The 25,534-nt window shown below is 65.6% G+C and carries 20 protein-coding genes; 12 read left to right on the top strand and 8 right to left on the bottom strand.

What is annotated here, in order from left to right:
* Nucleotides 1–285: 285 nt before the first annotated feature.
* The 3 genes from SFA35_RS22290 to SFA35_RS22280 all read left to right on the top strand — a co-directional run bounded on the left by SFA35_RS22290 (nucleotide 286) and on the right by SFA35_RS22280 (nucleotide 3,113).
* Nucleotides 286–750 (top strand): helix-turn-helix domain-containing protein, encoded by a 465-nt coding sequence (locus SFA35_RS22290; protein ID WP_320572772.1) that lies wholly within the window; start codon nucleotides 286–288, stop codon nucleotides 748–750.
* 224 nt (nucleotides 751–974) lie between these two features.
* Entirely contained in the window at nucleotides 975–2,270 is a 1,296-nt protein-coding gene (locus tag SFA35_RS22285; RefSeq protein ID WP_320572770.1) for an SGNH/GDSL hydrolase family protein, read from the top strand.
* Nucleotides 2,271–2,321: 51 nt separating this feature from the next.
* Nucleotides 2,322–3,113, top strand: coding sequence for an EAL domain-containing protein (locus tag SFA35_RS22280; RefSeq protein ID WP_320572768.1), 792 nt, complete (start codon nucleotides 2,322–2,324; stop codon nucleotides 3,111–3,113).
* A 116-nt stretch (nucleotides 3,114–3,229) separates the two neighbouring features.
* Here SFA35_RS22280 and SFA35_RS22275 read toward each other — a convergent pair whose 3' ends face one another.
* Together SFA35_RS22275 and nadC are read right to left on the bottom strand one after the other, a co-directional pair.
* Nucleotides 3,230–3,493 carry a hypothetical protein gene (locus SFA35_RS22275; RefSeq protein ID WP_320572765.1) on the bottom strand — a complete coding sequence of 88 codons (264 nt, stop codon included), beginning with the start codon at nucleotides 3,491–3,493 and terminating at the stop codon, nucleotides 3,230–3,232.
* Between the two features lie 44 nt (nucleotides 3,494–3,537).
* A complete protein-coding gene (gene nadC / locus SFA35_RS22270; RefSeq protein ID WP_320572763.1) occupies nucleotides 3,538–4,386 on the bottom strand; it encodes a carboxylating nicotinate-nucleotide diphosphorylase in 849 nt (282 codons plus the stop codon).
* 262 nt (nucleotides 4,387–4,648) lie between these two features.
* On the opposite strand from nadC, the gene SFA35_RS22265 reads away from it, so the two are divergent.
* The 3 genes from SFA35_RS22265 (at nucleotide 4,649) to ampE (ending at nucleotide 8,433) form a co-directional block, all read left to right on the top strand.
* Nucleotides 4,649–6,922 (top strand): DUF1631 domain-containing protein, encoded by a 2,274-nt coding sequence (locus SFA35_RS22265; RefSeq protein ID WP_320572761.1) that lies wholly within the window; start codon nucleotides 4,649–4,651, stop codon nucleotides 6,920–6,922.
* A gap of 90 nt (nucleotides 6,923–7,012) precedes the next feature.
* Complete coding sequence (gene ampD / locus SFA35_RS22260) at nucleotides 7,013–7,594, top strand: 1,6-anhydro-N-acetylmuramyl-L-alanine amidase AmpD (protein WP_320572759.1); 582 nt, start codon at nucleotides 7,013–7,015, stop codon at nucleotides 7,592–7,594.
* Between the two features lie 2 nt (nucleotides 7,595–7,596).
* Nucleotides 7,597–8,433 carry a regulatory signaling modulator protein AmpE gene (ampE, locus tag SFA35_RS22255; RefSeq protein ID WP_320572757.1) on the top strand — a complete coding sequence of 279 codons (837 nt, stop codon included), beginning with the start codon at nucleotides 7,597–7,599 and terminating at the stop codon, nucleotides 8,431–8,433.
* A 43-nt stretch (nucleotides 8,434–8,476) separates the two neighbouring features.
* Here ampE and SFA35_RS22250 read toward each other — a convergent pair whose 3' ends face one another.
* Complete coding sequence (locus tag SFA35_RS22250) at nucleotides 8,477–9,256, bottom strand: TatD family hydrolase (protein WP_320572755.1); 780 nt, start codon at nucleotides 9,254–9,256, stop codon at nucleotides 8,477–8,479.
* A gap of 2 nt (nucleotides 9,257–9,258) precedes the next feature.
* Nucleotides 9,259–10,254, bottom strand: a complete 996-nt coding sequence (gene cra / locus SFA35_RS22245; RefSeq protein ID WP_320572753.1) for a catabolite repressor/activator — start codon at nucleotides 10,252–10,254, stop codon at nucleotides 9,259–9,261.
* Between the two features lie 271 nt (nucleotides 10,255–10,525).
* Between cra and ptsP the strand changes: the two genes are divergently transcribed.
* The 3 genes from ptsP to SFA35_RS22230 are packed head-to-tail and all read left to right on the top strand — an operon-like array spanning nucleotide 10,526 to nucleotide 16,091.
* Complete coding sequence (ptsP, locus tag SFA35_RS22240) at nucleotides 10,526–13,396, top strand: phosphoenolpyruvate--protein phosphotransferase (protein WP_320572751.1); 2,871 nt, start codon at nucleotides 10,526–10,528, stop codon at nucleotides 13,394–13,396.
* Complete coding sequence (gene pfkB / locus SFA35_RS22235; RefSeq protein ID WP_320572749.1) at nucleotides 13,396–14,334, top strand: 1-phosphofructokinase; 939 nt, start codon at nucleotides 13,396–13,398, stop codon at nucleotides 14,332–14,334. The genes ptsP and pfkB overlap by 1 nt, the downstream gene beginning before the upstream one ends.
* A 14-nt stretch (nucleotides 14,335–14,348) precedes the next feature.
* Nucleotides 14,349–16,091, top strand: coding sequence for a PTS fructose-like transporter subunit IIB (locus SFA35_RS22230; protein ID WP_320572747.1), 1,743 nt, complete (start codon nucleotides 14,349–14,351; stop codon nucleotides 16,089–16,091).
* Nucleotides 16,092–16,271: 180 nt separating this feature from the next.
* Here SFA35_RS22230 and SFA35_RS22225 read toward each other — a convergent pair whose 3' ends face one another.
* Together SFA35_RS22225 and SFA35_RS22220 are read right to left on the bottom strand one after the other, a co-directional pair.
* Nucleotides 16,272–18,647 carry a sulfite reductase flavoprotein subunit alpha gene (locus SFA35_RS22225; protein WP_320572745.1) on the bottom strand — a complete coding sequence of 792 codons (2,376 nt, stop codon included), beginning with the start codon at nucleotides 18,645–18,647 and terminating at the stop codon, nucleotides 16,272–16,274.
* Nucleotides 18,648–18,787: 140 nt separating this feature from the next.
* A complete protein-coding gene (locus tag SFA35_RS22220; RefSeq protein WP_320572743.1) occupies nucleotides 18,788–21,070 on the bottom strand; it encodes a TonB-dependent siderophore receptor in 2,283 nt (760 codons plus the stop codon).
* Nucleotides 21,071–21,286: 216 nt separating this feature from the next.
* Between SFA35_RS22220 and SFA35_RS22215 the strand changes: the two genes are divergently transcribed.
* Both SFA35_RS22215 and SFA35_RS22210 read left to right on the top strand, forming a co-directional pair.
* Entirely contained in the window at nucleotides 21,287–21,967 is a 681-nt protein-coding gene (locus tag SFA35_RS22215; protein ID WP_320572741.1) for a Fe2+-dependent dioxygenase, read from the top strand.
* 1 nt (nucleotide 21,968) lies between these two features.
* On the top strand, nucleotides 21,969–22,727 hold the full coding sequence (locus tag SFA35_RS22210) for a tetratricopeptide repeat protein (RefSeq protein ID WP_320572739.1): 759 nt from the start codon (nucleotides 21,969–21,971) through the stop codon (nucleotides 22,725–22,727).
* A 128-nt stretch (nucleotides 22,728–22,855) separates the two neighbouring features.
* Here SFA35_RS22210 and yejK read toward each other — a convergent pair whose 3' ends face one another.
* Nucleotides 22,856–23,857 carry a nucleoid-associated protein YejK gene (gene yejK, locus SFA35_RS22205; protein WP_320572738.1) on the bottom strand — a complete coding sequence of 334 codons (1,002 nt, stop codon included), beginning with the start codon at nucleotides 23,855–23,857 and terminating at the stop codon, nucleotides 22,856–22,858.
* Nucleotides 23,858–24,227: 370 nt separating this feature from the next.
* Between yejK and SFA35_RS22200 the strand changes: the two genes are divergently transcribed.
* Nucleotides 24,228–24,509, top strand: a complete 282-nt coding sequence (locus tag SFA35_RS22200; protein WP_320572735.1) for an HU family DNA-binding protein — start codon at nucleotides 24,228–24,230, stop codon at nucleotides 24,507–24,509.
* 51 nt (nucleotides 24,510–24,560) lie between these two features.
* Here the strand turns inward: SFA35_RS22200 and rlmF are convergent, their stop codons facing one another.
* Nucleotides 24,561–25,466 (bottom strand): 23S rRNA (adenine(1618)-N(6))-methyltransferase RlmF, encoded by a 906-nt coding sequence (gene rlmF / locus SFA35_RS22195; protein WP_320572733.1) that lies wholly within the window; start codon nucleotides 25,464–25,466, stop codon nucleotides 24,561–24,563.
* Nucleotides 25,467–25,534: the final 68 nt, after the last annotated feature.

Here is a 25,534-nt window from a genome sequence, read left to right as displayed (position 1 = left end):
GCGGCAATGTCTCGTGCCAATATGCGCAAAGGCTCGGGTTGGAGTGGCATCCCGGTGGTTTCCCTTGATCCAGACCGCCGCGCAGAGACGCTTGCGTCAGTCTGCGCGGGAGTACAGGTCTGAGGGTGCCGCCGGCGCCGTCTCCGCTAGCTCATAGCTACGCTTAGGCTAGCACGCAGCTGTGTTTCGTTTATTTCGCTTGTTGCAATTTTCGTTTATTTCGATTAAAAATCCTACCTGCCGTATGAGGCGCCAGGAATTTCAAGTCGCTTTTGGAGATGCATCATGACCACCGCCGATCTCGCTCGAAGCATCCTTCCAGATGAGAAAGCGATCGCTGCGGCTATTGAATCAAGCCGCCAGATTGCTGCGTTCATTTCGAGGAAGCTGGACACTCAACGTATCGAACTGGTTGACGAGGACCAGCAACGCCAAGCCATTGAGCTACCAACGTTCGCTCTTAGATTGCTCGGAGACATACTTAACGAACTGGCCTTGGGCAACACCGTGAAGGTAGTGCCGATCCACGCGGAACTGACTACTCAAGAAGGCGCCGACATGCTCAATGTATCGCGTCCGCATCTTGTCAAGCTGCTGGACGAGGGTCAGATCCCACACACAAAAACCGGCAGCCACCGCCGTATCAAGTTCACCGATATCATGGCCTACAAGGCCGAGCGTGACAGAGCGAGTCAAGCCGCCATGGAAGAACTGGCGGCACAAGCCCAAGAGCTTGATATGGGGTATTGATGAGGCATTCACCGTTCACTGTTATCTATGACGCCTGTGTGTTGTATCCAGGTCAACTCCTATCTCCACCATCTCCCCCTCCCGCTGTAACCCCCCATACACCCCCGCCACATCTGCCAAAACTCATTCATTGCCCGCCCAGGCCCCAGCCTCTACTGTCATTCGACATCCAACGTCGTCCTGAAACGGAATTCCTGTCTGTCCTTGCCTGAACGAGGTGACACATGGGTACACCAACCATTCCTGCCGTAGACCAACATGCCCTGGCTGTAGTGAATCCGGCCAACTCGCGCTACGTCGGGTTCTTCGGCGACAGCCGCGCCTATCTTTCCTGGAGCAGTGGCGGCCTCAACTTCCAGTTGCGCAACGTCGGCCTGGCTCACTGGCTGCAAGCCTACGGCCTGAACGCCTTTTCCCTGCTGGGCGAACTCAACGGCGGCGTCGCCGGCGACACCACCCGCGGCATGCTGGAGCGCCAGCCGCAATTCATTGAGCTGCTGCACAGCCGCGGTTGCACGCGGGCGGTGTTTATCGGCAGTACCAATGACCGCACGGCGGGCATCGACCTGGGCACCAGCAAGAAGAATGTCCGCGAAATCGTGCGCAATTTCTTCCAGGCCGGTATCAGCGTGATCGTCGTGGGCGAAACGCCGCGCGGCAACGGCCACAGTGACTACGAGCTGAGCTCGGCGCAGATCAAGGAGGACCATTATCAGATGCACCTGTGGTTCCAGCACACCCTGAGCAAGGTATGCACTGTGCTCAACGTCTGGGATGCCATGGTCGATCCGGCCTCCGGGAGCGATTATTACGTCAAGGACGGCATGACGGTGGATGGCATCCATATGTCGAAAATCGGCGCCCAGGTGGTGGGCCTCGCCGGAGGTGCGCGGATCGCCGCCGAGGTGCGTCAGTTGGGGGATTTCCTCGATTCCAATGTGCGCTTCCACGCCGGCAATCCGTTGGGCTCGTTGACCGCCAACCCGCTGCTGGAAGGCAGCGATGGCAATCTGGAGTTCAGCGCCGGTTGCGGGTCGCAACTGGCCAGCGGCTGGAAGGCGTCGGCCAACCATATCGATGGGCTGATGATCACGCTGAGCAAGGAGGTCGATGCCGAGGGGCGCGAGTGGCAGAAGGTGCACATCATTGGGCAGTCCGGCGGGGAGGCGCCGCAGATCAATATCTCGACGCCGGTCAACGTCGGCGACCTGCACGAGGGCGATCGCATCAAGGCCACCGCGCTGGTCAAGAGTGAAGGCCGGGGCCTGTCGAACGTCGGCCTGGCGCTGCTGCTCACGCCCGCCTGGGCGGTCAAGAGTGACCCGGAGGACAGCCACCGCGAGTGCCCATGGCCCAGTGAGCCGACGGGCGTGCTGTCGCGGGAGACGCCGATGTATAAACATGTCGGCGACAAGCAGACCGGTATCGAGCCGCGCATCGACATCAGTTGCAGCCCGAACACGGCCATCGATGCCAGTGTCTGGTTTGCTCAGTGTGGTGCCTTCAAGTTCACATATTGAGGTAGAGTGCACGGGCCGGCTGTGATGGCTGATCGCTCAAGGAACGCCTCGATGGACAACAATATTTTCGTGCAACCCTTCAAGGCCGTCGGCTGCGCCGAATGCCGCAACATCGAAGGGTTGGGGTTCGACTTCACCATGGCGTTCCAACCCATCTTCAATGTGCGAACGCAGCAGCCTTTCGCCTATGAGGCGCTGGTGCGCGGGGTCGCTGGCGAGTCGGCGGCCACCGTGCTGGGCTGGGTCAACGACAGCAACCGCTATCGCTTCGATCAGGCCTGTAGGGTCAAGGCCATTGAGCTGGCCTCCAGGCTCGGGCTGCTGGAGATTCCCGACTGCCTGCTGAGCATCAACTTCCTGCCCAATGCCGTGTATCGCCCGGAGACCTGCGTGCGGGCCACCCTCGAAGCGGCGCACGAGTTCGGCTTTCCGCTGGAACGCCTGATGTTCGAGGTGACCGAGGGCGAGCAGGTGGTCGACCCTGACCACCTCAAGGCGATCTTCCAGGAATACGAGCGCCAGGGCTTCATCACCGCCATCGATGACTTCGGCGCCGGCTATTCGGGGCTCAATTTCCTCGCGATGTTTCAGCCCCAGGTGCTGAAGATCGATATGGCGCTGACCCGCGCGATCGACCGCGACCCGGTGCGCCAGGCGATCGTCGAAGGCATCGTGCTGGTGGCCGGGCGCCTGGGCATCATTCTGGTGGCCGAGGGCGTGGAAACCCCGGAGGAGTGCGCGGCGTTGCGGGCGGTGGGCATCGAGTTGATGCAGGGCTACCTGTTCGCCCGGCCGACCATAGGCGCGCTGGTGCCCGGGGATTTTTCTGGAGAGGCGGCTTAGGCGGGAAACGCCTGGGTTTGCTTGTAGAACCGGGCTTGCCCGGGAATAGCTTGGGCATCTTCCCAGGCGAGCTCGGACCTACAGCAGAAAGGCGAAGCAGGCGTTGGCTGCGGTCTTCAACCTTCCTTGCGCAACCGCACCGTATAGTGCGCCCGCACGCCGCTCATTTCTGGCTGGAAATGAGTATTGCTGATGCGGTACAGCTCGGGTGACTGGCCGGGGAGGTGGCGTTCCAGGGTGTCGCCGGCGCCGGCGTTGAGGGTCACTTCGTGGATCAGCACCTTGGCCGGGTCGAAGCTCGTCTGGAACGGGCCCAGGCGGGTGCCGTCGATGCGCACGATATAAACGGTGTCGGTGCCAGGGTTGAACGTGTTCGTCACTGCGATTGCTCCGTAAACAGATGCGTACTGGTGAGTAGAAACCGTCAGATGCTCAGGCGCATCGACAGGTCCACGGCCTTGACCTCTTTGGTCATGGCACCGATGGAGATGTAGTCCACGCCGGTTTCGGCGATGGTGCGCAGCGTGCTTTCGTTGATGCCGCCGCTGGCTTCGAGCTTGGCGCGCCCAGCGGTCAGGCGCACGCCTTCGCGCATGTCGGCCAGCGACAGCTCGTCGAGCATGATGATGTCGGCGCCGGCGTCCAGCGCCTGTTGCAGTTCGTCCAGGCTTTCCACCTCGATTTCCACCGGCTTGCCAGGGGCGATGCCGTGGGCGGCCCGTACCGCTTCGGCGATGCCGCCGCAGGCAGCAATGTGGTTTTCCTTGATCAGGAAGGCATCGTACAGGCCGATGCGGTGGTTGTGCGCGCCACCGCAGGTGACGGCGTATTTCTGTGCCAGGCGCAGGCCGGGCAGGGTCTTGCGGGTGTCGAGCAACTTGACCTGGGTACCTGCCACCAGGCCCACCAGCTGGTTGGCACGGGTGGCGACGGCAGAGAGCATCTGCAGGAAATTCAGCGCGCTGCGCTCACCGGTGAGCAGCGAGCGAGCCGGGCCTTCGAGGTGAAACAGCGGCTGGTTGGCGCTGGCGTGCTCGCCGTCGCGCAGTTGCCAGTGCACCGCCACCCGCGGGTCGAGCTGGCGGAACACCGCATCGACCCACGCCGTGCCGGCGATCACGCAGTCCTCGCGGGTGATGATGGTCGCCGTGGCCAGGCGTTCGGCGGGAATCAACTGCGCGGTAATGTCGCCGCTGCCGACGTCCTCGTGCAACGCGCGGCGCACGTTGGCTTCGATTTCGGCGGTCAGGTCGGCGAGGATCAGGTTCGGCATGACGGGCTCCACAGGCAAGGTCGGCCGATTATAGGGCAGACGACGTCAGGCGCGAAGCCGGCAACAGAGCCATGCCCCGACGGTCGGTGGGGCAATTACTGAGCTTTTATCCCAGATTATGGTCTAGTTTATATAGCTGGCCTGCGATCAGAACTTTCCGCGCAAAACGCACTCCATATCCCAGCACATGAGAGCTGACGTATATTTGGCGCCGCGCAATTGACGCAGGCTTTTAATCGAAAACGGCATCATGGAGATCCGAATGCAGAATGATGGAAAGGTCGTACCGCTCAACAAGGCTGCTGCCGATTCGGCAAGCCAGGCCCCGGTCGCCCGCCTGCCTGTCGTATTGCTTCAGGTCCGTGACAAGTCCGCGCTGCAGTTGAAGCAAGGGCTGCATGCCCTGTTCGACAATGCCGACGATACGCTGTTCGAGATGGCCGACAAGGCCAAGAACAACGTCGAGCAGAGCACCTTCTTCGAAGCCATGCGCGACCTCAGGCTCAAGCGAAAGAGTATCGAGCGCGGCTTCCTCGAAAAGCTGTTCGAGGCGTTCGTGCGGGTCGGTCAATACGAAAGTGTCGATACCTCGGCACCGGAACCGGTCAGCTACGACAAGCTCGCGCTCGTGCCCAATGATGAGCTGGAACGCACCGTGGCCCTGGATGCGATGATTTCCAAGGTCTACAAGCGCGACGGCCTGGCCCTGAGCCAGCTGACTTCGCGCATCAATATGCTGGTCCCGCGGCGCATCGAGGAATCGAGCAACCCGTTTGGGCCATCGCAACTCTGTGAATTCTTCCTGCAAGCCGGGCGCAGCCTGGGGGTTGAGATCAAGGTCAAATTGATCATCCTCAAGCTGTTCGAAAAGTATGTGCTTGCCGACACCGACCACCTGTATGCCGAGGCCAACCAATTGCTGATCGCCGCTGGCGTACTGCCCGACCTCAAGGCCGTGCCCGCTCGCCGTGCCGCCGATCGTAACCCGCCCGCTGCTGCAGCCGCAGCGGCCGCTCCTGCTGCGCAGCCTGCCGGCGAAGCCCAGGCCGCCGCCCCGGTGAGCACTGCCGAGCGCGTGGCGCAGATAGACGAAAGCGTGCAGGAGGTGTTCGGCTCGCTGCAAAGCCTGCTGCACGACCTGCGTGGCACCGTCGCGCCCAAGCTCGACAGCGCCACCAGCAGCACCGCGCAGCCGATTTCCACCAACGACCTGCTGCGCCTGTTATCGCACCTGCAGCAATATGTACCGTCGCCGCAGGCGGTCGAGACCCATCTGGACGACTACGACCTGCGCCAGCAGCTCGAACAGCTGCTGACCCGGGTCAGCGTCAAGAGCGGCAAGTATCGCGTGGTCGGCAGCATCGACGAGGACGTGATCAACCTGGTCGCCATGCTCTTCGATTTCATCCTGCAGGACCGCAACCTGCCCGATTCGCTGAAAGCGCTGATCGCGCGCCTGCAGATCCCGATGCTCAAGGTTGCGGTGGTCGACAAGAGTTTCTTCAGCCGCGGCAATCATCCGGCGCGGCGCCTGCTCAACGAGATCGCTTCGGCGGCCATGGGCTGGGGCAATCGCGACGACTACCAGCGCGACTCGCTGTACACGCGCATCGAGCAGATCGTGCAGCGCCTGCTAAACGACTTCGTCGACGACCCGGCGCTGTTCACCGAGCTGCTGGTGGATTTTCTCGCCTTCAACAACGACGAACGCCGCCGCAGCGAACTGCTCGAACAGCGCACCCGCGATGCCGAGGAAGGCCGTGCGCGCGCCGAGCTGGCCCGGCACATCGTCGAGCAGGAGCTCAACCGTCGGTTGCTGGGCAAGACCCTGCCGCAGGTGGTCGTGCAATTGCTCCAGGAGGCCTGGAGCCGGGTGCTGCTGCTGACCTGCCTCAAGCACGGCGCTTCGTCGCCGGAGTGGAAGGCCGGCCTGGACACCATGGATCAGCTGATCTGGAGCGTCGAGCCCCATGACGACCCGGAAGAGCGCCTGCGCCTGCTGGAGCTGGTGCCCGGCCTGCTCAAGTCCCTGCGCGACGGCCTGACCAGTTCGGCCTTCGACCCGTTCGCCACCAGCCAGTTCTTCAACCGCCTGGAGACGCTGCACGTGCAGTCGTTCCACCAGGACATCGTCGCCCCGGAAGTGGTCAACGCCGCCGTGCGCGACACCACCATGGTCGAGGTCACCGACCAGATCGTGTTGGCCGCCCCTGGCGAAAGCATGCCGCTGGAGTCCCATGTGCGCCTGGCCGACGACGACGCCAGCCTGCTGCAGGTGGACAAGCTGCGCCCCGGCTGCTGGGTGGAGATCCAGGAAGACGAAGAGAACAAGCTGCGCTGCAAGCTGACCACCATCATCGAGCAGACCGGCAAGTACATCTTCGTCAACCGTACCGGCATGAAGGTGCTGGAAAAGACTCGCATGGGCCTGGCCGTGGAGTTCCGTCGCGGCAGCATCCGCATCCTCGACGACGCGCTGCTGTTCGACCGTGCGCTGCAGTCGGTGGTGAGCAAACTTCGCAACGCCCAGCAATGATCCCGTAGCTGCTTTGGCCGCCGCATGGCTGCCCAGCGGCCGCGCGGCGCGGCATACTGCGGGTTCCGCTCGCACCTGCAGGCCGCATCGATGAAGCTCGACCCCGTCAGTGGCTGGTTCCACGGCGTCAACCACTGCCCTTCCGCCAATTGCAACGAACGCCCCGCCGGCGAAATCTCATTGCTGGTCATTCACAACATCAGCCTGCCGCCGGGCCAGTTCGGCACCGGCAGGGTTCAGGCGCTGTTCCAGAATCGCCTCGATATCGACGAACATCCTTATTTTGCCGGCATCGCCCATCTGCGCGTGTCGGCGCATTTCCTCATCGAGCGCGACGGCAGCGTCACTCAGTTCGTTTCCTGCAACGACCGTGCGTGGCACGCCGGGGTGTCGCAGTTCGACGGGCGCGAGGGCTGCAACGACTTTTCCCTGGGTATCGAGCTCGAAGGCACCGACTTCGAGGCGTTCACCCCGGCGCAGTACGTCACCCTTGGCGAATTGACGCGCCAGTTGCAGGCGGCGTACCCGGCCATTACCGTAGAGCGCATTACCGGGCACAGCGACATCGCGCCCGAGCGCAAGACCGACCCTGGGCCCTGCTTCGATTGGCACGGCTATCGGCAGGCGCTCAATGACCCGGCGCCGGACAATCCGGCCCTGAAAAAGGAGTGACAATGAGTTTTCTGGTGTTGCTGCTGGTGCTGGTGATCGAAAAGTTTTCCGCTCTGCGCCACCGGCTGCAGGACGATCGCTTCTTCGTCACCGAGCTGCGCCGGCTTGAAACCGGCCCGCGCCTGGCGCGCGAGCCCTGGCTGCTGCTGGCCTTGTGCGTGCTGCTGCCCTGTGCGTTGCTGGCGTTGGTGTGCCTGGTACTGCAGCCGGTGGCGTACGGCCTGCTGGCGTTGCCGGTGCACTTGCTGGTGCTGGTCTACAGCCTGGGTCGGGGCGACCTGCGCGGGTCACTGGGGCCGTTTCGCGATGCCTGGCGGCGCGAGGACAGCCAGGCTGCGGTGCACGTCGCCGAGCGTGATTTGAACCTCAGCGCTGACAGTGCACCGCAGTTGTTGCAGCGAGTGCAGGGGCATCTGCTGTGGGACGGCTACCAGGGCTTCTTCGCAGTGATCTTCTGGTACTGCCTGCTCGGGCCGGTGGCGGCATTGGCCTATCGCCTGCTCGCGCTGGTGCAGGGCCACAGCCACAATCCTGCGCTGGTGCTGCGAGCCGGTCAGATCCGCCACGCCTTCGACTTCCTGCCGGTGCGCCTGCTGGCGGCCAGCTTTGCCCTGGTCGGCAACTTCGTCGCCCTGAGCCGGGCGATGCTGCATGAGCTGTTGAGCTGGGACATCACCGCCGCCGAGCTGATCGAGCGGGCAGGGCGGGCCGCGGGGGAAATCCCCGAGCAGGCCCCGGGCGCCGAGGGCCTGGCGACTCTGGACAAGGCCTGGGAGCTGCTGCTGCGCTCGGCAGTACTCTGGTATGCGGCGTTCGCGATCTGGACGGTGCTGGTCTGAGGCCGAGGCAAGGTCGGGAGGAGGGGGCTAGGCCCCGAGCCGCTCAAGTCCAGCTGAACACTTCACAGGCATTGCGCGTACTCGCCTCCACCAGGCGCTCCACTTCCACCCCCATGATCCCCGCCAGCGCCTCGGCAATCTGCGGCAGGTGCACCGGGCTGTTGCGCACCCCGGGATACATCGCCGGGGCCATGTCCGGGGCGTCGGTTTCCAGCACCACGGCATCCAATGGCAACTCGGCCAGCACCTTGCGCAGGCGCAGCGCCTGCGGCCAGGTGGCCGCACCGCCGAGGCCGAGCTTGAAGCCCAGCTTGAGGTACTCGCGGGCTTCTTCGCGACTGCCGGAAAAGGCGTGGATGACCCCGCGCCGTTCCAGCCGATAGCGCTTGAGGGCGGCGGTGATCGGCGCATGGCTGCGGCGCACGTGCAGCAGGGCGGGCAGGTTGCAGTCCTTGGCGATCTGTAGCTGCGCCTCGAACAGCGCCTGCTGGCGCTCGCGGTCCAGGGTTTCGATGTAGTAGTCCAGGCCGAACTCGCCCACCGCGCACAGCTGCGGGTGGCCGGCCAGGCGCTCCAGCCAGTCGCGCAGCTGGCCGAGGTGCTCGGGCCTGTGCTGTTCGAGAAACACTGGGTGCAGGCCCAGGGCGGCATAGAGGCCGGGCGTCTGTTCCGCCAGCTGCCAGACCCGCTGCCAGTTCTCGCGGTGCACGCCGAGCACCACGATGCGCTCGACGCCCACCTCCCGTGCCTGCTCCAGCAACGTCGCCCGGTCGGCGTCGAAGTCGGGGAAGTCCAGGTGGGTGTGGGTGTCGATCAGGCGCATGCTCAGGCCCCGTGGATACGCTGCTTGAAGGTCCGCGCGATGGCGTGCACGCCGGGCTCGCAGGACTTGCGCTCGATGGCGGCGATGGCCTGTTGCAGCGCGGTATCGGCGATCAGGCCGTGTTGCTGGGCCATGGCGTTGACCGGCAACGGCAGGAAGTCGAGCAGCTGGGTGTCACCGAAGGTGGCCAGGTGCAGCGCCTGGGAATCCAGTGGGCGGCCCTGCAGCACATCGAACACCCCTTGCAGCAGCACATAGGAGGTGGTCAGCAGGGCGTCTGGCAGTTGCCCGCTGTCCGCCAGTAGCTGTTCCATCAGGGCGCGCCCGCCCTCGCGACTGAACGCTTCGCCTTCCAGGCGGGTGACCTCGCCGGTGAAGCCCTTGAGCGCGGCGTCGAAGCCGGCGGCGCGGTCGCGGCTGATGCTCAGCTCCGGGCGGGCGCCGATCAGGGCGATGTGCCGGGGCTTGAGTTCGAGCAGGCTGCGGGTCAGTTGCGCGCTGGCGTGCTGGTCATCGCTGATCACCGAGCAGAACACCAGCGGGTCCAGCGGCCGGTCGATGGCGATCACCGGGGTGCCCTGGGCCTGCAGCTCGCGGTAGCTGTCGTCGCTCGCCGGCAGGCAGCTGGCGACGAACAGCGCGTCGCAGCGACGGGCCTTGAACAGCTTCTGCAGCTGGCGTTCGCTGTCCTGGTCGTCGTCGGAGCTGGCGATCAGCAACTGGTAGCCGCGGGCGCGGGCGCCCTGCTCCAGCAGCTTGGCGATGCGCGCATAGCTGGGGTTTTCCAGGTCCGGCAGAATGAACCCGAGGGTTCGCGTATGCCGGCTGCGCAGCCCGGCGGCCTGCGGGTTGGGCGTGAAGCCGTGGGCCTGGACCACGGCTTCGACACGTTCGACAGTGGCTTTGCTGATGCGCTGCTGTTGCGCCTTGCCATTGATGACATAACTGGCGGTGGTGACGGAGACACCGGCAAGTCGGGCGATATCACTGAGTTTCAAGCGCTGATTCCTTGTTTTGCCGAAACAACTTGCGACCCAGTGGTCACATTGGACGGGGCTGGGGGGCTTCAATGATCGAAGATTATCGAGTAACGTGCCCGACAGCTTAGATTAATCGTTTCAGCTTGCGTAATTGTTTGGCGCAATTTTCTTGTCTATGCGGTCAGGAATTTTACCCGGCCTTTTTGCTTCTATGCTGGTCTTTTTTGCCGCACCCCTATTTCACAACAATACCTGAGCGTCGCCCGGCGCACGAAAAGGAGAGAGAGGCATGCTCGAGCTCACTATTGAGCAGATATCCATGGGCCAGACGGCAGTGGACAAACCCGCCGCCTTGCAACTGCTCGCCGACAAGCTGGTTGCCGACGGCCTGGTCGCCGCCGGCTACCTGGCCGGCCTGCAGGCCCGTGAGGCGCAAGGCTCGACCTTTCTTGGCCAAGGCATCGCCATCCCCCACGGCACCCCGGACACTCGCGAGCTGGTGTACGCCACCGGCGTGCGCCTGCTGCAGTTTCCCGAAGGAGTGGACTGGGGTGACGGCCAGAAGGTTTACCTGGCGATCGGCATCGCCGCCAAATCCGACGAACACCTGCGCCTGTTGCAACTGCTGACCCGCGCCCTCGGCGAGACCGACCTGGGCCAGGCCCTGCGCCGCGCCAGCTCGCCCGAAGCCTTGCTGAAATTGTTGCAGGGTGCGCCACAGGAGCTGGCGCTGGACGCGCAGATGATCGGCCTGAGCGTGGCCGCCGAAGACTTCGAGGAGCTGGTGTGGCGCGGCGCGCGTCTGCTGCGCCAGGCCGACTGTGTCAACAACGGTTTTGCCGCGGTGCTGCAGCAGGTCGAGGCGCTGCCGCTGGGCGATGGCCTGTGGTGGCTCAACAGCGAGCAGATGGTCAAGCGCCCGGGGCTGGCCTTCGTCACCCCGTCGCGGCCATTGCGCTACCTGGGTCAGCCGCTGATCGGCCTGTTCTGCCTGGCCAGCCTCGGTGAAGCGCATCAGGCCCTGCTCGAGCGCCTGTGCTCGTTGCTGATCGAAGGCCGCGGCCACGAGCTGGCCCGCGCCACCACCACCCGTGCGGTGCTGCAAGTGCTGGGCGGCGAGTTGCCGGCGGACTGGCCTTCGGCACGAATCGCTCTGGCCAACGCCCATGGCCTGCACGCTCGGCCGGCGAAAATCCTCGCCCAGCTGGCAAAGAACTACGACGGCGAGATCCGCCTGCGGGTGGTCGACAGCGGTGAGGCGCCGGTGTCGGCCAAGAGCCTGAGCAAGCTGCTCAGCCTGGGCGTGCGCCGTGGCCAGATGATCGAGGTGGTGGTCGAGCCGAGCATCGCCGAGCAGGCGCTGCCGGCGCTGCTGGCGGCCATCGAGTCGGGCCTGGGTGAAGAGGTCGAGCCGCTGCCGGCGGTGGCGGTGGTGGCCGAAGCGCCGCCTGCGGTGGTCGCGGCGCGTGCCGTGGCCGTCGCACCGGCGGCCGGTACGCGCATCCAGGGCATCGCCGCCGCGCCGGGCATCGCCTTCGGCCCGGCGCATGTCGAAGTGGCCCACGACTACGCCTACCCCGAGCGCGGCGAGTCGGTGGCGGCTGAGCGCGAGCGTCTGCAGCAGGCCTTGGCCCAGGTCCGCGAAGACCTTGAAGGCTTGATCCAGCGCAGCCAGGCCAAGGCCATCCGGGAAATCTTCGTCACCCACCAGGAGATGCTCGACGACCCGGCGTTGACCGACGAAGTGGCCGAGCGCCTGCGCCTGGGCGAGAGCGCCCCGGCCGCCTGGATCGCGGTCATCGAAGCCGCCGCGCGCCAGCAGGAAAGCCTGCAGGACGCGCTGCTGGCCGAACGCGCAGCCGACCTGCGGGATATCGGCCGGCGGGTGCTGGGCCAGCTCTGTGGCCACCAGGCCACGCCCGAGCCCGAAGAGCCCTACATCCTGGTGATGGACGAGGTCGGCCCCTCAGACGTCGCCCGCCTTGACCCGGCACGGGTCGCCGGCATCCTCACCGCCCGTGGCGGCGCCACTGCCCACAGCGCCATCGTCGCCCGCGCGTTAGGCATTCCAGCGGTGGTCGGCGCCGGCGAAGCGGTGCTGCTGTTGGCCCCGGGCACCGCGCTGCTGATCGACGGCCAGCGTGGCCGCCTCGACGTGGCGCCTTCGGCCGATGCCTTGCAGCGCGCCTTGAGCGACCGCGACCAGCGCGACCAGCGCCTGCAAGCCGCTGCCGCACGGCGCCACGAGGCGGCGGTGACGGCCGATGGCCACGCCGTGGAAGTCTTCGCCAACATCGGCGAGAGCGCTGGGGTGACCGCCGCTGTGGAGCAGGGCGCCGAGGGCGTCGGCCTGCTGCGCACCGAGTTGATCTTCATGGCCCATTCGCAAGCGCCGGACGAAGCCGTGCAGGAAGCCGAATACCGCAAGGTGCTCGACGGCCTCGCCGGGCGGCCGCTGGTGGTGCGCACGCTGGACGTGGGCGGCGACAAGCCGCTGCCGTACTGGCCGATCGCCAAGGAAGAAAACCCATTCCTCGGCGTGCGCGGCATCCGCCTGACCCTGCAACGCCCCGACGTCATGGAAGGGCAGCTGCGCGCGCTGTTGCGCGCCGCCGACAACCGCCCGCTGCGGATCATGTTTCCCATGGTCGGCAGCGTCGAGGAATGGCGCCAGGCGCGGGCCATGACCGAGCGCCTGCGCGAGGAAATCCCGGTGGCCGACCTGCAATTGGGCATCATGATCGAGATTCCTTCCGCCGCCTTGCTGGCCCCGGTCTTGGCCCGTGAGGTGGACTTCTTCAGCGTCGGTACCAACGACCTGACCCAGTACACCCTGGCCATCGACCGTGGTCACCCGACCCTGTCGGCCCAGGCCGATGGCCTGCACCCGGCGGTGCTGCAGTTGATCGACATCACCGTGCGCGCCGCCCATGCCCATGGCAAATGGGTGGGCGTGTGCGGCGAGCTGGCCGGCGACCCGGCAGCGGTGCCGTTGCTGGTGGGCCTGGGTGTCGACGAACTCAGCGTCTCGGCGCGCAGCATCGCCGAGGTCAAGGCCGGGGTGCGCGAGCTGACCTTCAGCCGCGCCCGCGACCTGGCGCAGACCGCTCTGGGCCTGGGCACCGCCCAGGAAGTCCGCGCCCTCACGGAGGCGAATTGATGGCCAGGATCCTCACCCTTACCCTCAATCCGGCGTTGGACCTCACGGTGCAGGTGCCCAGCGTGCGCCTGGGCCAGGTCAACCGCAGCGATGCCCTGCACACCCATGCCGCCGGCAAGGGCGTCAACGTCGCCCAGGTGCTGGCCGATCTGGGCCACACCCTGACCGTCAGCGGCTTTTTGGGCGAGGCCAACCAGCAACCCTTCGTGCAGCTGTTCGCCGAGCGCGGCTTCGTCGACGAATTCATCCGCGTGCCCGGGGAAACCCGCAGCAACATCAAGCTGGCCGAGGCCGATGGTCAGGTCACCGACCTCAATGGCCCCGGCGCCTTTGTCGACGACGCCGCGCAGGCGGCGCTGCTGGCGCGCCTGGTGCAGATCGCCGAGGGGTTCGACGCGGTGGTGGTGGCCGGCAGCCTGCCGCGTGGGGTCAGTGTGGCCTGGTTCGCGGCGTTGCTTGAAAGCCTCGGCCAGCGCGGCCTCAAGGTCGCCCTGGACACTAGCGGCGCAGCGCTGCAGGCGGGGCTGGCGACCCGCCCCTGGCTGATCAAGCCCAACACCGAAGAGCTCGCCGAGGTGCTCGGCACGTCTGTCCAGACGCCGGCGCAACAGGCGGCTGCGGCGCGCCAGTTGCGCGCGCGCGGGGTCGAGCATGTGGTGGTTTCCCAGGGCGCCGAGGGCGTCAACTGGTTCGGCCCCGACGGCGCCTGGCATGCCCAGCCGCCCAAGGTGCAGGTGGCAAGCACGGTCGGCGCCGGGGATTCGTTGCTGGCGGGCGTGCTGCACGGACTGCTCAGTGGGGCAGGCGCCGAGCAAGGCCTGCGCACGGCCACGGCGATCGCCGCCATGGCCGTGTCGCAGATCGGCTTCGGCATCGGCGACCCCGAACAATTGGCTCGTCTGCACAACGACGTCAGCGTCCATACGCTGGCTGAATAACAAGAGGGTTAGAGATGAAGTTAGCCATTGTCACGGCCTGCCCCAACGGCCGCGTCTCCAGCGTGCTCAGCGCACGTTTGCTGGATGCGGTCGCCCAGCGTCAGGGCTGGAGCACCAGCGTCGAGATACAGGACCCCAACCACCCCGAGCGGCAGTTGTCGCCGCAGACCATCGCCGAGGCCGACTGGGTGCTGGCGGTGCACACCGGGCCCATCGACCTGACGCGCTTTGCCGGCAAACGGGTGTTCCAGAGCTCACCGGCGGTGGCCCTGCAGGACGCCGAGCACTTCGTCCGCCAGGCCGCCGAGCAGGCACAGGTCTACCAGGCACCGCAACCGGCGGCGCAGCCCGCAGCGGCGGCCGACCGCGCGCCTCGGCTGGTGGCGATCACCGCCTGCCCAACCGGCGTGGCGCATACCTTCATGGCCGCCGAGGCCCTGCAGCAGGCGGCCAAGCAGGCCGGCTACGACCTGCAGGTGGAAACCCAGGGCTCGGTCGGGGCGCGCAACCCGCTGAGCGCGGCGGCCATCGAGCAGGCCGACGTGGTGCTGCTGGCCTGTGACATCGAGGTGGCCACCGAGCGCTTTGCCGGCAAACGGATCTTCCGTTGCGGCACCGGCGTGGCCCTCAAGCAGGCCAAGCCGACGCTGGACAAGGCCTTGGCCGAGGCCCAGGTGGAATCGGCCGGTACGGCGGCCAAGGCCGGCGCAGCCAGGAAGCAGGAGAAGACCGGGGTCTACAAGCACCTGCTGACCGGTGTGTCGTTCATGCTGCCGATGGTGGTGGCGGGCGGCCTGCTGATCGCCCTGTCGTTCGTCTTCGGCATCACCGCGTTCAAGGAGCCCGGGACCCTGGCCGCTGCGCTGATGCAGATCGGCGGCGAGACCGCGTTCAAGTTGATGGTGCCGCTGCTGGCCGGCTACATCGCCTACTCCATCGCCGACCGCCCGGGCCTGGCGCCGGGAATGATCGGCGGCATGCTCGCCGCGACCTTGGGCGCCGGCTTCATTGGCGGTATCGTCGCCGGTTTCGTCGCCGGCTATAGCGCCTGGGCGATCAACCGCTATGCGCGTCTGCCGGCGAGCATGGAGGCGCTCAAGCCGATTCTGATCATCCCGCTGCTGGCCAGCCTGTTCACCGGCCTGATGATGATCTACGTGGTCGGCACGCCGGTGGCCAGCATGCTCCAGGCCCTGACCCACTTCCTCGACAGCATGGGCACCACCAACGCCGTGCTGCTCGGTGTGGTGCTGGGCGGCATGATGTGCGTCGACCTGGGTGGCCCGATCAACAAGGCCGCCTACGCGTTCTCGGTTGGCCTGCTGGCCTCGCAGAGCTACGCGCCGATGGCCGCGACCATGGCCGCCGGCATGGTGCCGCCGATCGGCCTGGGCATCGCCACCTTTCTGGCCCGGCGCAAGTTCGCGCAGAGCGAGCGCGAGGCGGGCAAGGCGGCCCTGGTGCTGGGGTTGTGCTTCATCTCCGAAGGCGCGATTCCGTTCGCCGCCAAGGACCCGCTGCGGGTCATCCCGGCAGCCATCGCCGGCGGCGCCTTGACCGGCGCCCTGTCGATGTTCTTCGGCTGCAAGCTGATGGCGCCCCATGGGGGGCTGTTCGTGATGCTGATCCCGAACGCGATCAACCACGCCGCGCTGTATCTGCTGGCGATTGTCGCGGGGAGTCTGGTGACGGCGGTGGTATACGCGGTGATCAAGCGGCCCGAGGTGGTTGAATTGGCGGCGGTGCAAGCGGCTTGAGCGGCTGAAGGGCAGCCGCTCGGGGCTGCGCCCCTCCCACCTCGATCGCGCTGGCGCATCCTTGGTGGAAGGGGGCAACGCCCCCGAGAGGCCGCAAGGCCGGTTTGATCTGCTTGGAGTGTTACGCGCGTTGCCGAGCAAGCCCGGTCCTGCACCTCCAGCTCACAGCTAGCGACTTGATCAATAAACATCCCGCCGATAGCGCCCCTGCTCGACCAGATTATCCAGGCCATCGGTGCCGATGATCTGCACCAGCGTTTCCTCGACGCCGCCGGCCATGCCTTGCAGGCTGCCGCAGATATGGATCACCGCGCCTTCGTCCAGCCACTTGCGCAGCAGCTCGGCATTCTCGCGCAGGCGCTGTTGCACGTAGACCTTGTGCGCCTGGTCGCGGGAGAACGCCAGGTCCAGGCGGTGCAGGTCGCCTGAAGCCAGCCAGCCTTGCAGCTCGGCCCGGCAGAAGAAGTCATGGGCCTCGTTGCGCTCGCCGAACAACAGCCAGTTGCGCTGCCGGCCCTGGGCCACCCGTGCCTTGAGCAGGCTGCGCAGGCCGGCCAGGCCCGTGCCGTTGCCGATCAGGATCAGCGGCAGGTCGTCGTGATGCAGGTGAAAGCTGCTGTTGCGCCGCAGTTGCAGGCTGATCGGCGAACCCAGCGGGGCATGCTCGGTCAGCCAGCCAGAGCCCAGGCCGAAGCTGCCGTCACCGTGCCGATGCTGGCGCACGATCAGCTCGAGCACGCCGTCCTCGGGCAGGGAGGCGATGGAGTATTCGCGCGCTTCGGTGGTCAGCGGCACGTCCACGCTCAAGCGCGGCATCATCTCGATCAGATCCCCCGCCTGCCAGCTGCGCTCGCCCGGGGGCTGCAGCGCCAGCCGATACACCGGCGCGCCCTGGCTGCCGGGGTTGAGCAGCTCGCGTTGCACCAGCGACCAGTCCTCGAACGCCGCACCCTGCCACGCCGGGCCTGGTTGGCTGCCGGTCAGCTGGCCGAGCTGCTGCTGCCACAGCTGCAGCGGCGCCGGGTCGGCGCTGTCGACTTCCACCGGGGTGAACGCCGAACGCGCGCCACGGGCGCCCAGCCACTGATGCAGGCGTTGGCCGAAGGCGCAGAAATGGGCGTACTGGCGGTCGCCCAGCGACAGCAGGGCATAGTCCAGATGGCCCAGTGACCAGGCCTGGCCGAGCACACGCCGTTCGAAACTGCGGGCGCTGTCCGGCGCCTGGCCGTCGCCGAAGGTGCTGACCACGAACAAGGCCTTCTGCGCCTGGCTCAGGTCGCTTTCGGTCAGGCTGGCCAGCGGCCGAACCTGAACCGCCAGGCCGGCAGCCTGCAACTGCCCGGCCGATTGCCAGGCCAGCTGCTCGGCCAGGCCGCTTTGGCTGGCGAAGCCGATCAACCAGCTCGGGCCGCTGGCCGGCGAGCTGCCCATGGCACTGCGCGCAGCGCGCACCTGGCGCTTCTTGCGCCGACGGTCGAGGTACAGCAGCCAGCCGGTGACGAAGAACAGCGGCATGCACAGCGCCGCCAGGGTCATGATGATGCGCCCGCCGAGGCCGAAATAACTGCCCACGTGCAGCGCGTAGATGCTGCCCAGCAGCTGCCCGGCGAGGGTCTTGTCGGCGTAGCGCTCGACCTTGGCCACAGTGCCGGTGGCCGGGTCCAGGGTGATGACGTTGAGCGCCCGCGGGTGCGGCGAGTCCTTGAGCAGGTAGTACACCGTGGCCGGCTGATGCGGGCCAGGGGGCAGGCGCAGGTTGTAGCTGCGCAGGTCCGGCCCGGCGCTGGTCCTGATGGCGGCCCAGACGGCGTCGTAGTCGACCACGGGCGCCGCCTGGTCCGGCTTGGCCATCGGCCGGCCGCCGCCACGGCGTTCGGCGCTGGGCGTCTCGCCCAGCACGCGGGTCAGTCCGTCGTTGAACCATTGGTACGACCAGGCCAGGCCCGTGACGCAGAACATCAGGTACACCAGCAGGCACCAGGTGCCGAACACCGAGTGCAGGTCCCAGTTGAAGCTGCGGCCCTTCTTGGCCCAGTCCAGGGTCAGCCAGGCGCGCCAGTTCAGCGCCTGGCGCGGCCAACGCAGGTACAGCCCGGACAGGCAGAAGAACAACAGGATCAGGGTGCAGGCGCCGGTGATGGCCTTGCCGGTTTCACCCGCCAGCAGGAAGCGGTGCAACTGCAGGGTAATGGCGAAGAACGCCTGGCCGCGCACCTCGCCCTGCAGCTGGCCGGTGGCCGTGTCGAAGTAGCGCATTTCGCCACGACGTTCACCGGGCGGCGGGGTGAGGAACACCCGCGAAGCTTCGCTGTTGGTCACATCGATGCTGATCGACTGGATGCCCTTGGGCTGCTCGGCCTGGATCCGCCGGACCAGTTCAGGCAGCGCCAGGGCGTCGGCCTGGCTCGGTTGCACGTCGAGGATGGCCGGGTTGAGCAGGGTGAGGATTTCGTCCTGGAACGACACCATGGCCCCGGTGATGCCCATCAGGGCCAGCACGGTGCCGGCGGTGATGCCGAAGAACCAGTGCAGCTGGAACAGGGTTTTTTTCAGCACAGCGAAGTCCTTGAGGTCCGGTGTCAGGCGGCTGGCATTATGCCGCAATCTTGAGAATACGTCTCAAACCCAATAAACCGGCGGATCAGCAAAAAAGCCCCGCCGACCGAAGTCCGCGAGGCTTTGTTGGTCCGCTACGATCAGTAGTGGAAGTTGGTCGAGAACAGCACGGTGCGACCCGCCGCTTCGTTGGCGAAGTGGGCAGCGTAGGCCTTGTCGTAGTAGACCTTGTCGGTGAGGTTCTGCACGTTCACCTGGAAGTCGATGTGCTTGTTCAGCTTGTACGAAGCCATGGCGTCGTAACGGGTGTAGGACGGTACATAGACGGTGTTGGCGGTGTCGCCCCAGACCTTGTCGACATAGAACGCGCCGCCACCGACGGTGAACTTCGGTGCCAGTTCGTAGGTTGTCCACAGGGTGGCGCTGTTCTTCGGCACGTTGGGCATTTCGTTGCCCGCCTGGGACACGGCGCCAGCCGTCACGGTGCCATTGCGCCCGACCTGGCCCGGGTTGACCAGTTCGCTGTCCAGGTAGCTGTAGCCGGCGAACACTTGCCACTTGTCGGTGATCTTGCCGCTGGCTGACAGCTCGACGCCGTCGACGCGCGATTCACCGGCGTTCTCGTACAGGCCGGTGCTGACCAGCACGCGGGTGTTGGTCTTCTCGGTGCGGAACACGGCGGCGGTCAGCGACACGCGCTCATTGAACACGTCCCACTTGGTGCCCACTTCGTAGTTCTTGGTGGTTTCCGGTTCCAGGTCGCTGGTGGCGGTGCCGGCGGTCAGCGGGTTGCCGTCCGAACCCTGGCCGACCAGGCCGCCGGCCGGGGTCGCCGAGGTGGCGAAAGAGGCATAGACGCTGCCGTTCTGCGCCGGTTTCCAGGTCAGGCCGGCCTGCCAGTTCCAGAAGTTGTTCTCGCTGCTGGCGTGCACGGTCGGCGAGTTGGCGGTGGTATCGAAGCTGTCGTAGCGGCTGCCCAGGTTGAGCAACCACGCCGGGGTCAGCTCGATGGTATCGAACGCGTAGATCGAGCGGGTGTTGGCGTCGGTCTGGGTGGTCGCGTAGTTGCGGGCGATGGTGCCGCCGTAGGTGTCTTCCGGGTTCGGGTTGCTCAGCGAGGTGCAGTTGCCGCTGACGGTATTGCCACTGCCGGTCGGCGAGCAGTTGTTCAGGGCGCTGGTGCTGTAGCTGTAGCTGCTGGAGCGGCTGACTTCGCGGGTCAGTTCGACCCCGGTGGAGTAGCTGTTCTTCAGGCCCAGCAAGTGGAAGTTGCCGAACAGGTCGGTCTGGTTGGTGGTGGTCTCGGTGTTCGACACCAGGGTGTTGGCCCGGCGCCACACCGTGCCGTAGCGGTTGACGTTGCGCTGGCTGTCGTCCGGCTGGGTGAGGATGTAGTCCTGGCCCGAGTTGCCGTGACGGAAGGTGTTCTTCAGCGTCATGTCGTCGTTGAAGTCGTGTTCGAAGCTGATGGTGCCGATGTCGGTGCGCGTCTTGCGGAAGTCCCGGCCCTTGATGCCGTAGAAGTTGTTGCGGTCGCCGCCGTCATCAGGTTTGTCATGCACGTGGGCGGTGGCGGTCGGCGAGCTGTAGCCGTAGGGAATGCCCGAGTCCGGCAGGTCGTCGCTCTGCATGTGGTAGAAGCTGAAGTTCAGGCGGTTGGCGGTGCCCATGCCGAAGGTCAGCGACGGGGCCACGCCCCAGCGGTCGTAGTTGACGTCGTCGCGCCCGGAGACGTTCTGCGAATGGTTCATCAGGTTCAGACGGAACGCTGCGGTGTCGGTGAACTTGCGGTTCACGTCCAGGGTGTAGCGGCGGGTCTGGTCGGAGCCGTAGGTGAAACCGCCGTCGAGGAAGTCGGTGTCCTTGGGCTGCTTGCTGATCAGGTTGAGGCTGCCGCCGGCCGAACCGCGGCCGCCGATGGTGGAGTTGGGGCCCTTGCTGACTTCGATGGACTCGATGTCGAAGATCTCGCGGCTCTGTGCGCCGGTGTCGCGCACGCCGTCGATGAAGGTGTCGCCCTGGGCGTCGAAGCCGCGGATGATCGGCCGGTCGCCCTGCGGGTTGCCGCCTTCACCGGCGCCAAAGGTGATGCCCGGCACGGTGCGCAGGGCATCCTGCAGGTTCAGCGAGGCAGTGTCCTTGAGCACTTGCTGGGGGATCACCGTGACCGAGCGTGGCGTGTCCACCAGCGGCGCGGTGAGCTTGACCGATGCGGATTTCTCGGTCTGGTAGGAGCCTTCATCCACCGCATCGCTGTTGATGTTGGTGGCGCCCAGCTTCAGCGAGTCGTTGCTGGCCGCAGCATCGGTGCTTTCGGCGGCCTGGGCCACCTGGGTGGCCGAGGCGGCGCTCAAGGCCATGCCGATGGCGGAGGCGAGCAGGCGTGGTGCGCTGACCGCGTTGTTTTTTTGGTGTTGCGACATGTCGATTGACCTTCCCCAAGGTTTGAAGGGGGCGGAATATAGGGTCAATGCGATTTAAGTACAATTGAGAGGCATTGCTATTCGAGAAGAATTTACATTCTTTACACATTCGATTGACAGAATTTCTACATTTGTCTGCTATGGCCGGGTTTGCCCCTGTTTTTCGTCAATAAGAATCAATACCATTGGCGGTCCATGTTTTCAGGTGTTGCCCTCATGCTTCTACATATCCCCGGTGTGTTCACGGCCGACGAGGTGCAGCGCATTCGCCAGGCTCTGGAGCAGGCCGACTGGGCTGACGGCAAGATCACCGCCGGCTACCAGTCGGCCAAGGCCAAGCACAACCTGCAACTGCCCGATGGCCACCCCTTGGGCAAGGAAGTCGGGGCGGCCTTGATCGAGCGTTTGTGGGCCAACCCCGACTTCATGTCGGCAGCGTTACCGAACAAGGTGTTCCCGCCGTTGCTCAACTGCTACACCGCTGGCGGCCATTTCGACTTTCATGTCGACAACGCCGTGCGCCAGCCGCGCGGCTCGGTGGAGCGGGTGCGCACCGACCTGTCGTCGACGCTGTTTCTCAGCGACCCCGAGAGCTACGACGGGGGCGAGTTGGTCATCCAGGACACCTTCGGCCTGCGCGAGGTCAAGCTGGCCGCCGGCGACCTGCTGCTGTACCCCGGCACCAGCCTGCACAAGGTCAATGCGGTGAGCCGCGGCACTCGCTATGCGGCGTTTTTCTGGACCCAGAGCCTGGTGCGTGAGGACAGCCAGCGGACCATCCTCTACGAGATGGACACGGCCATTCGCCAGCTGACCGCCGACATGCCGGATCACCCGGCCCTGGTGCAACTGACGGGCACCTATCACAACCTGCTGCGGCGCTGGGTCGAGGTCTGAGATGCGGATCTGCGAAGCCGACTTTCGCCTGCGCAACCCCCGCGAACTGGACGACGCCGGCTGGCATGCGCTGCTGCAGGAGCGCCCGGCCCAGGCGATCGTCGCCGGTGCCCGCGCCGGGGTGCTGCAGGCCCAGGCGCTGCTCGGGCAGCTGCTGCTCGATGGCCAGGGCATCGCCCAGGACGCGCCGCTGGCGGTCAAGTGGTTCGCCATCGCCGCGCACCGCGGCCACCTGATGGCGCGCAACATGCTCGGCCGTTGTCACGAGCACGGCTGGGGCTGTGTGGCCGACGCCAGCGCGGCGGCGGGCCACTATCGGCTGGCGGCCGAAGCGGGGCTGGACTGGGCCATGTACAACTATGCCAACCTGCTCGCCACCGGGCGCGGCGTGGCCACCGACCAGGCCCTGGCCCTGAGCTGGTACCGGCGCGCGGCGCAGCTGGGGCACGCCAAGTCGATGAATCTGCTGGGGCGCTATCTGGAGCAGGGGCTGGCCTGCGCGGCGGATGTCGAGCAGGCCCGGCAGTGGTACCAGCGCTCGGCCGAGGCCGGGGATTTTCGCGGGCAGTTCAGCCATGCCGCCGTGCTTGCCGAGCAGGGTGAGGTGGCGGCGGCGCTGCATTGGCTGCAGTTGGCGCTGGAGGGCGGCAACCTGAATTTTCTGCGGGTGAGTGTGCAGGTGCTGGAGCAGGCCGCGCAGCCACAGGTGCGGGCGATGGCGGTGGCTTACCGGGCGAGAATGCTGAGCTTGGCGTCATGAGCCTGGAGAGGGGCCTGTGGGCGCGGGCAAAGCCCGCGAGCGGTTGATCTTTCCAGGAGCAAACCGGCCTGGCGGCCTCTCGGGGCTTCATCCCTCCCACAGGCTGCCTCTGCCACATTGAGGCGCCTTTAGCGGCGTTTGAGCTGGTCGGTCAGCTGGGTAGGCAGGCCCTTGATGATAAGCGTGCCATTTTCCTCGTCGTACTCGATCTTGGAGCCCAGCAGATGGGCCTCGAAGCTGATCGACAAACCCTCGGCGCGTCCGGTGAAACGGCGGAATTGATTGAGCGTGCGCTTGTCCGCCGGAATCTCCGGCGACAGGCCGTAGTCCTTGTTGCGGATGTGGTCGTAGAAGGCGCGCGGGCGCTCCTCGTCGATCAGCCCGGAGAGCTCTTCGAGGGCCATTGGTTCGCCCATCTTCGACTGGCTGCTGGCGTAGTCGACCAGGGTCTGGGTCTTCTCGCGGGCCGACTCCTCGGGCAGGTCCTCGCTCTCGACGAAGTCGCTGAAGGCCTTGAGCAGGGTGCGTGTCTCGCCAGGCCCATCGACGCCTTCCTGGCAGCCGATGAAGTCGCGGAAGTACTCCGAGACCTTCTTGCCGTTCTTGCCCTTGATGAACGAGATGTACTGCTTGGACTGCTTGTTGTTCTTCCACTCGGAAATGTTGATGCGCGCCGCCAGGTGCAACTGGCTCAGGTCGAGGTGGCGCGAGGGCGTCACGTCGAGCTCGGCGTTTACTGCCACGCCTTCGCTATGGTGCAGCAGGGCAATGGCCAGGTAGTCGGTCATGCCTTGCTGGTAGTGGGCGAACAGCACGTGGCCACCGGTGGAGAGGTTGGACTCCTCCATGAGTTTCTGCAGGTGCTCGACGGCCTGGCGGCTGAAGGCGGTAAAGTCCAGCTCGGCGTCCAGGTACTGGCGCAGCCAGCCGCTGAACGGATAGGCGCCGGACTCGCCGTGGAACAGCCCCCAGGCCTTGCCCTGCTTGGCGTTATAGCTGTCGTTGAGGTCGGCCAGGAGGTTTTCGATGGCGGGCGACTCACCCAGTTCCGAGTCGCGCGCGTGCAGCACGGCAGGGCTGCCATCGGGTTTCTTGTCGATCAAATGGACGATGCTGTGACGGATCGGCATGGGCTTCTCGGTGCGGTCGGCAAAGGCGCCAAGTGTAACGCAACTGGGCTTTGCAGCGCCTGGGCGGGGGATTTTCTCTTGGCAAAACAAGCCTTTTGCTCAAATTTCAAACAAATGCGGGAGAAACGGCAATAAATGCCCAGGTAGTGGCGGATATTTATCTGTCTGTGTGCTAGTTTTGCCCGGTCTTGCGCGTTAGAGCCGCGTGAAGCCCGCCGTGTGCGGCGGTCGAGTCGAACCAAAGGCCGATTTGCGCATCTACAGATGCGATTCCCGCATCCGTGGTCCTACGCCCCGATCCTGCGGGTCTGGCCATAGACCGACACTGCACATTGCATCCAAATGAATTTGATAGGGAAGGAACACCACCATGGCATTAACCAAAGACCAACTGATCGCCGACATCGCCGAAGCTATCGACGCGCCAAAAAACACCGCGCGTAACGCTCTCGAGCAGCTCGGCCAGATCGTTGCTGATCAGTTGGAAAATGGCAACGAAATCACCCTGCCAGGCATCGGCAAGCTGAAGATCACCGAGCGCCCAGCACGCACTGGCCGCAACCCGTCGACTGGCGCCGCGATCGAAATCGCCGCCAAGAAAGTCGTCAAGTTCGTACCGGCCAAAGTGCTGACCGACGCTGTGAACAAGTAAGCATTACTGTTCGCAAAAAAAACCGCGCCTGGCGCGGTTTTTTTATGCCGGTCAGAAGCGCCAGGCGACGAAGCGGCTGATCTTCTGTCCCTGGCCCATCTCCACCACCCGGTGCTGCCTGACCCCGGCCTTGCGCAGGGCCGCCTCGATACCGGGCAGGTTCGACGCCTTGGACACCAGAGTGCTGAACCAGCCGACCTGCCGGGCCACCGGCGCGCTCTCGGCGATCAGTTGGGTGACGAAACGGATCTCGCCCCCTTCGCACCACAGCTCGTTGTTCTGCCCCCCGAAGTTGAGCACCGGCAGCTTGCGCTTGGGGTCGGCCTTGCCAAGTGCCCGCCACTTGCGCGAGCTGCCCCGGGTGGCGTCCTCCAGGGAGGCATGGAAGGGCGGATTGCACAGCGTCAGGTCAAAGCGCTCGTCGGCCTGCAGCAGGCCCTGGAGGATGTGCCTGGGGTTGCTCTGCTGGCGCAGGCTGATGGCCTTGGCCAGGCCGTTGGCCTGGACGATGGCCTTGGCCGAAGCCAGCGCCACCGGGTCGATGTCCGAGCCGACGAACTGCCAGCGGTAATCGCTGTGCCCCAGCAAGGGGTAGATGCAGTTGGCGCCGGTGCCGATGTCCAGCACCCGCACGCCAGCGCCGCGCGGGATTTCGCCGCCATTGTCCTCGGCCAGCAGGTCGGCCAGGGCGTGGACATAGTCGGCGCGGCCAGGGATCGGTGGGCACAGGTAGCCTGGCGGAATGTCCCAGTGGGCAATGCCGTACAGCGCCTTGAGCAGCGCGCGGTTGAACACCTTGACCGCGTCCGGGTTGGCGAAGTCGATGCTCTGCTTGCCGTAGGGGTTGAGGATGACGAACTGGGCCAGCTCCGGGCTGCTCTTGATCAACTGCGGGAAGTCGTAACGGCCCTGATGGCGGTTGCGCGGGTGCAAGGTGGGTTTGTTCGGGGTGGTCATGGGGATGTCCTGGGAGCCCGGTCCTGCACGGCCGAGCAAGCTCGGCCGTGCAGGTAGGCGGTGCAGCG

It is taken from the genome of Pseudomonas sp. HR96, from assembly GCF_034059295.1.
Classification (GTDB): Bacteria; Pseudomonadota; Gammaproteobacteria; order Pseudomonadales; family Pseudomonadaceae; genus Aquipseudomonas.
This window is presented reverse-complemented; position numbering and strand designations above follow the sequence as displayed.

Bases quoted from the DNA above. Each gene is read 5' to 3' on its own strand.
- SFA35_RS22290 (WP_320572772.1), top strand. From the start codon at position 286: ATGACCACCGCCGATCTCGCTCGAAGCATCCTTCCAGATGAGAAAGCG.
- SFA35_RS22285 (WP_320572770.1), top strand. From the start codon at position 975: ATGGGTACACCAACCATTCCTGCCGTAGACCAACATGCCCTGGCTGTA.
- SFA35_RS22280 (WP_320572768.1), top strand. From the start codon at position 2,322: ATGGACAACAATATTTTCGTGCAACCCTTCAAGGCCGTCGGCTGCGCC.
- nadC (WP_320572763.1), bottom strand. From the start codon at position 4,386: ATGCCGAACCTGATCCTCGCCGACCTGACCGCCGAAATCGAAGCCAAC.
- SFA35_RS22265 (WP_320572761.1), top strand. From the start codon at position 4,649: ATGCAGAATGATGGAAAGGTCGTACCGCTCAACAAGGCTGCTGCCGAT.
- ampD (WP_320572759.1), top strand. From the start codon at position 7,013: ATGAAGCTCGACCCCGTCAGTGGCTGGTTCCACGGCGTCAACCACTGC.
- ampE (WP_320572757.1), top strand. From the start codon at position 7,597: ATGAGTTTTCTGGTGTTGCTGCTGGTGCTGGTGATCGAAAAGTTTTCC.
- SFA35_RS22250 (WP_320572755.1), bottom strand. From the start codon at position 9,256: ATGCGCCTGATCGACACCCACACCCACCTGGACTTCCCCGACTTCGAC.
- ptsP (WP_320572751.1), top strand. From the start codon at position 10,526: ATGCTCGAGCTCACTATTGAGCAGATATCCATGGGCCAGACGGCAGTG.
- pfkB (WP_320572749.1), top strand. From the start codon at position 13,396: ATGGCCAGGATCCTCACCCTTACCCTCAATCCGGCGTTGGACCTCACG.
- SFA35_RS22230 (WP_320572747.1), top strand. From the start codon at position 14,349: ATGAAGTTAGCCATTGTCACGGCCTGCCCCAACGGCCGCGTCTCCAGC.
- SFA35_RS22220 (WP_320572743.1), bottom strand. From the start codon at position 21,070: ATGTCGCAACACCAAAAAAACAACGCGGTCAGCGCACCACGCCTGCTC.
- SFA35_RS22215 (WP_320572741.1), top strand. From the start codon at position 21,287: ATGCTTCTACATATCCCCGGTGTGTTCACGGCCGACGAGGTGCAGCGC.
- SFA35_RS22210 (WP_320572739.1), top strand. From the start codon at position 21,969: ATGCGGATCTGCGAAGCCGACTTTCGCCTGCGCAACCCCCGCGAACTG.
- yejK (WP_320572738.1), bottom strand. From the start codon at position 23,857: ATGCCGATCCGTCACAGCATCGTCCATTTGATCGACAAGAAACCCGAT.
- SFA35_RS22200 (WP_320572735.1), top strand. From the start codon at position 24,228: ATGGCATTAACCAAAGACCAACTGATCGCCGACATCGCCGAAGCTATC.
- rlmF (WP_320572733.1), bottom strand. From the start codon at position 25,466: ATGACCACCCCGAACAAACCCACCTTGCACCCGCGCAACCGCCATCAG.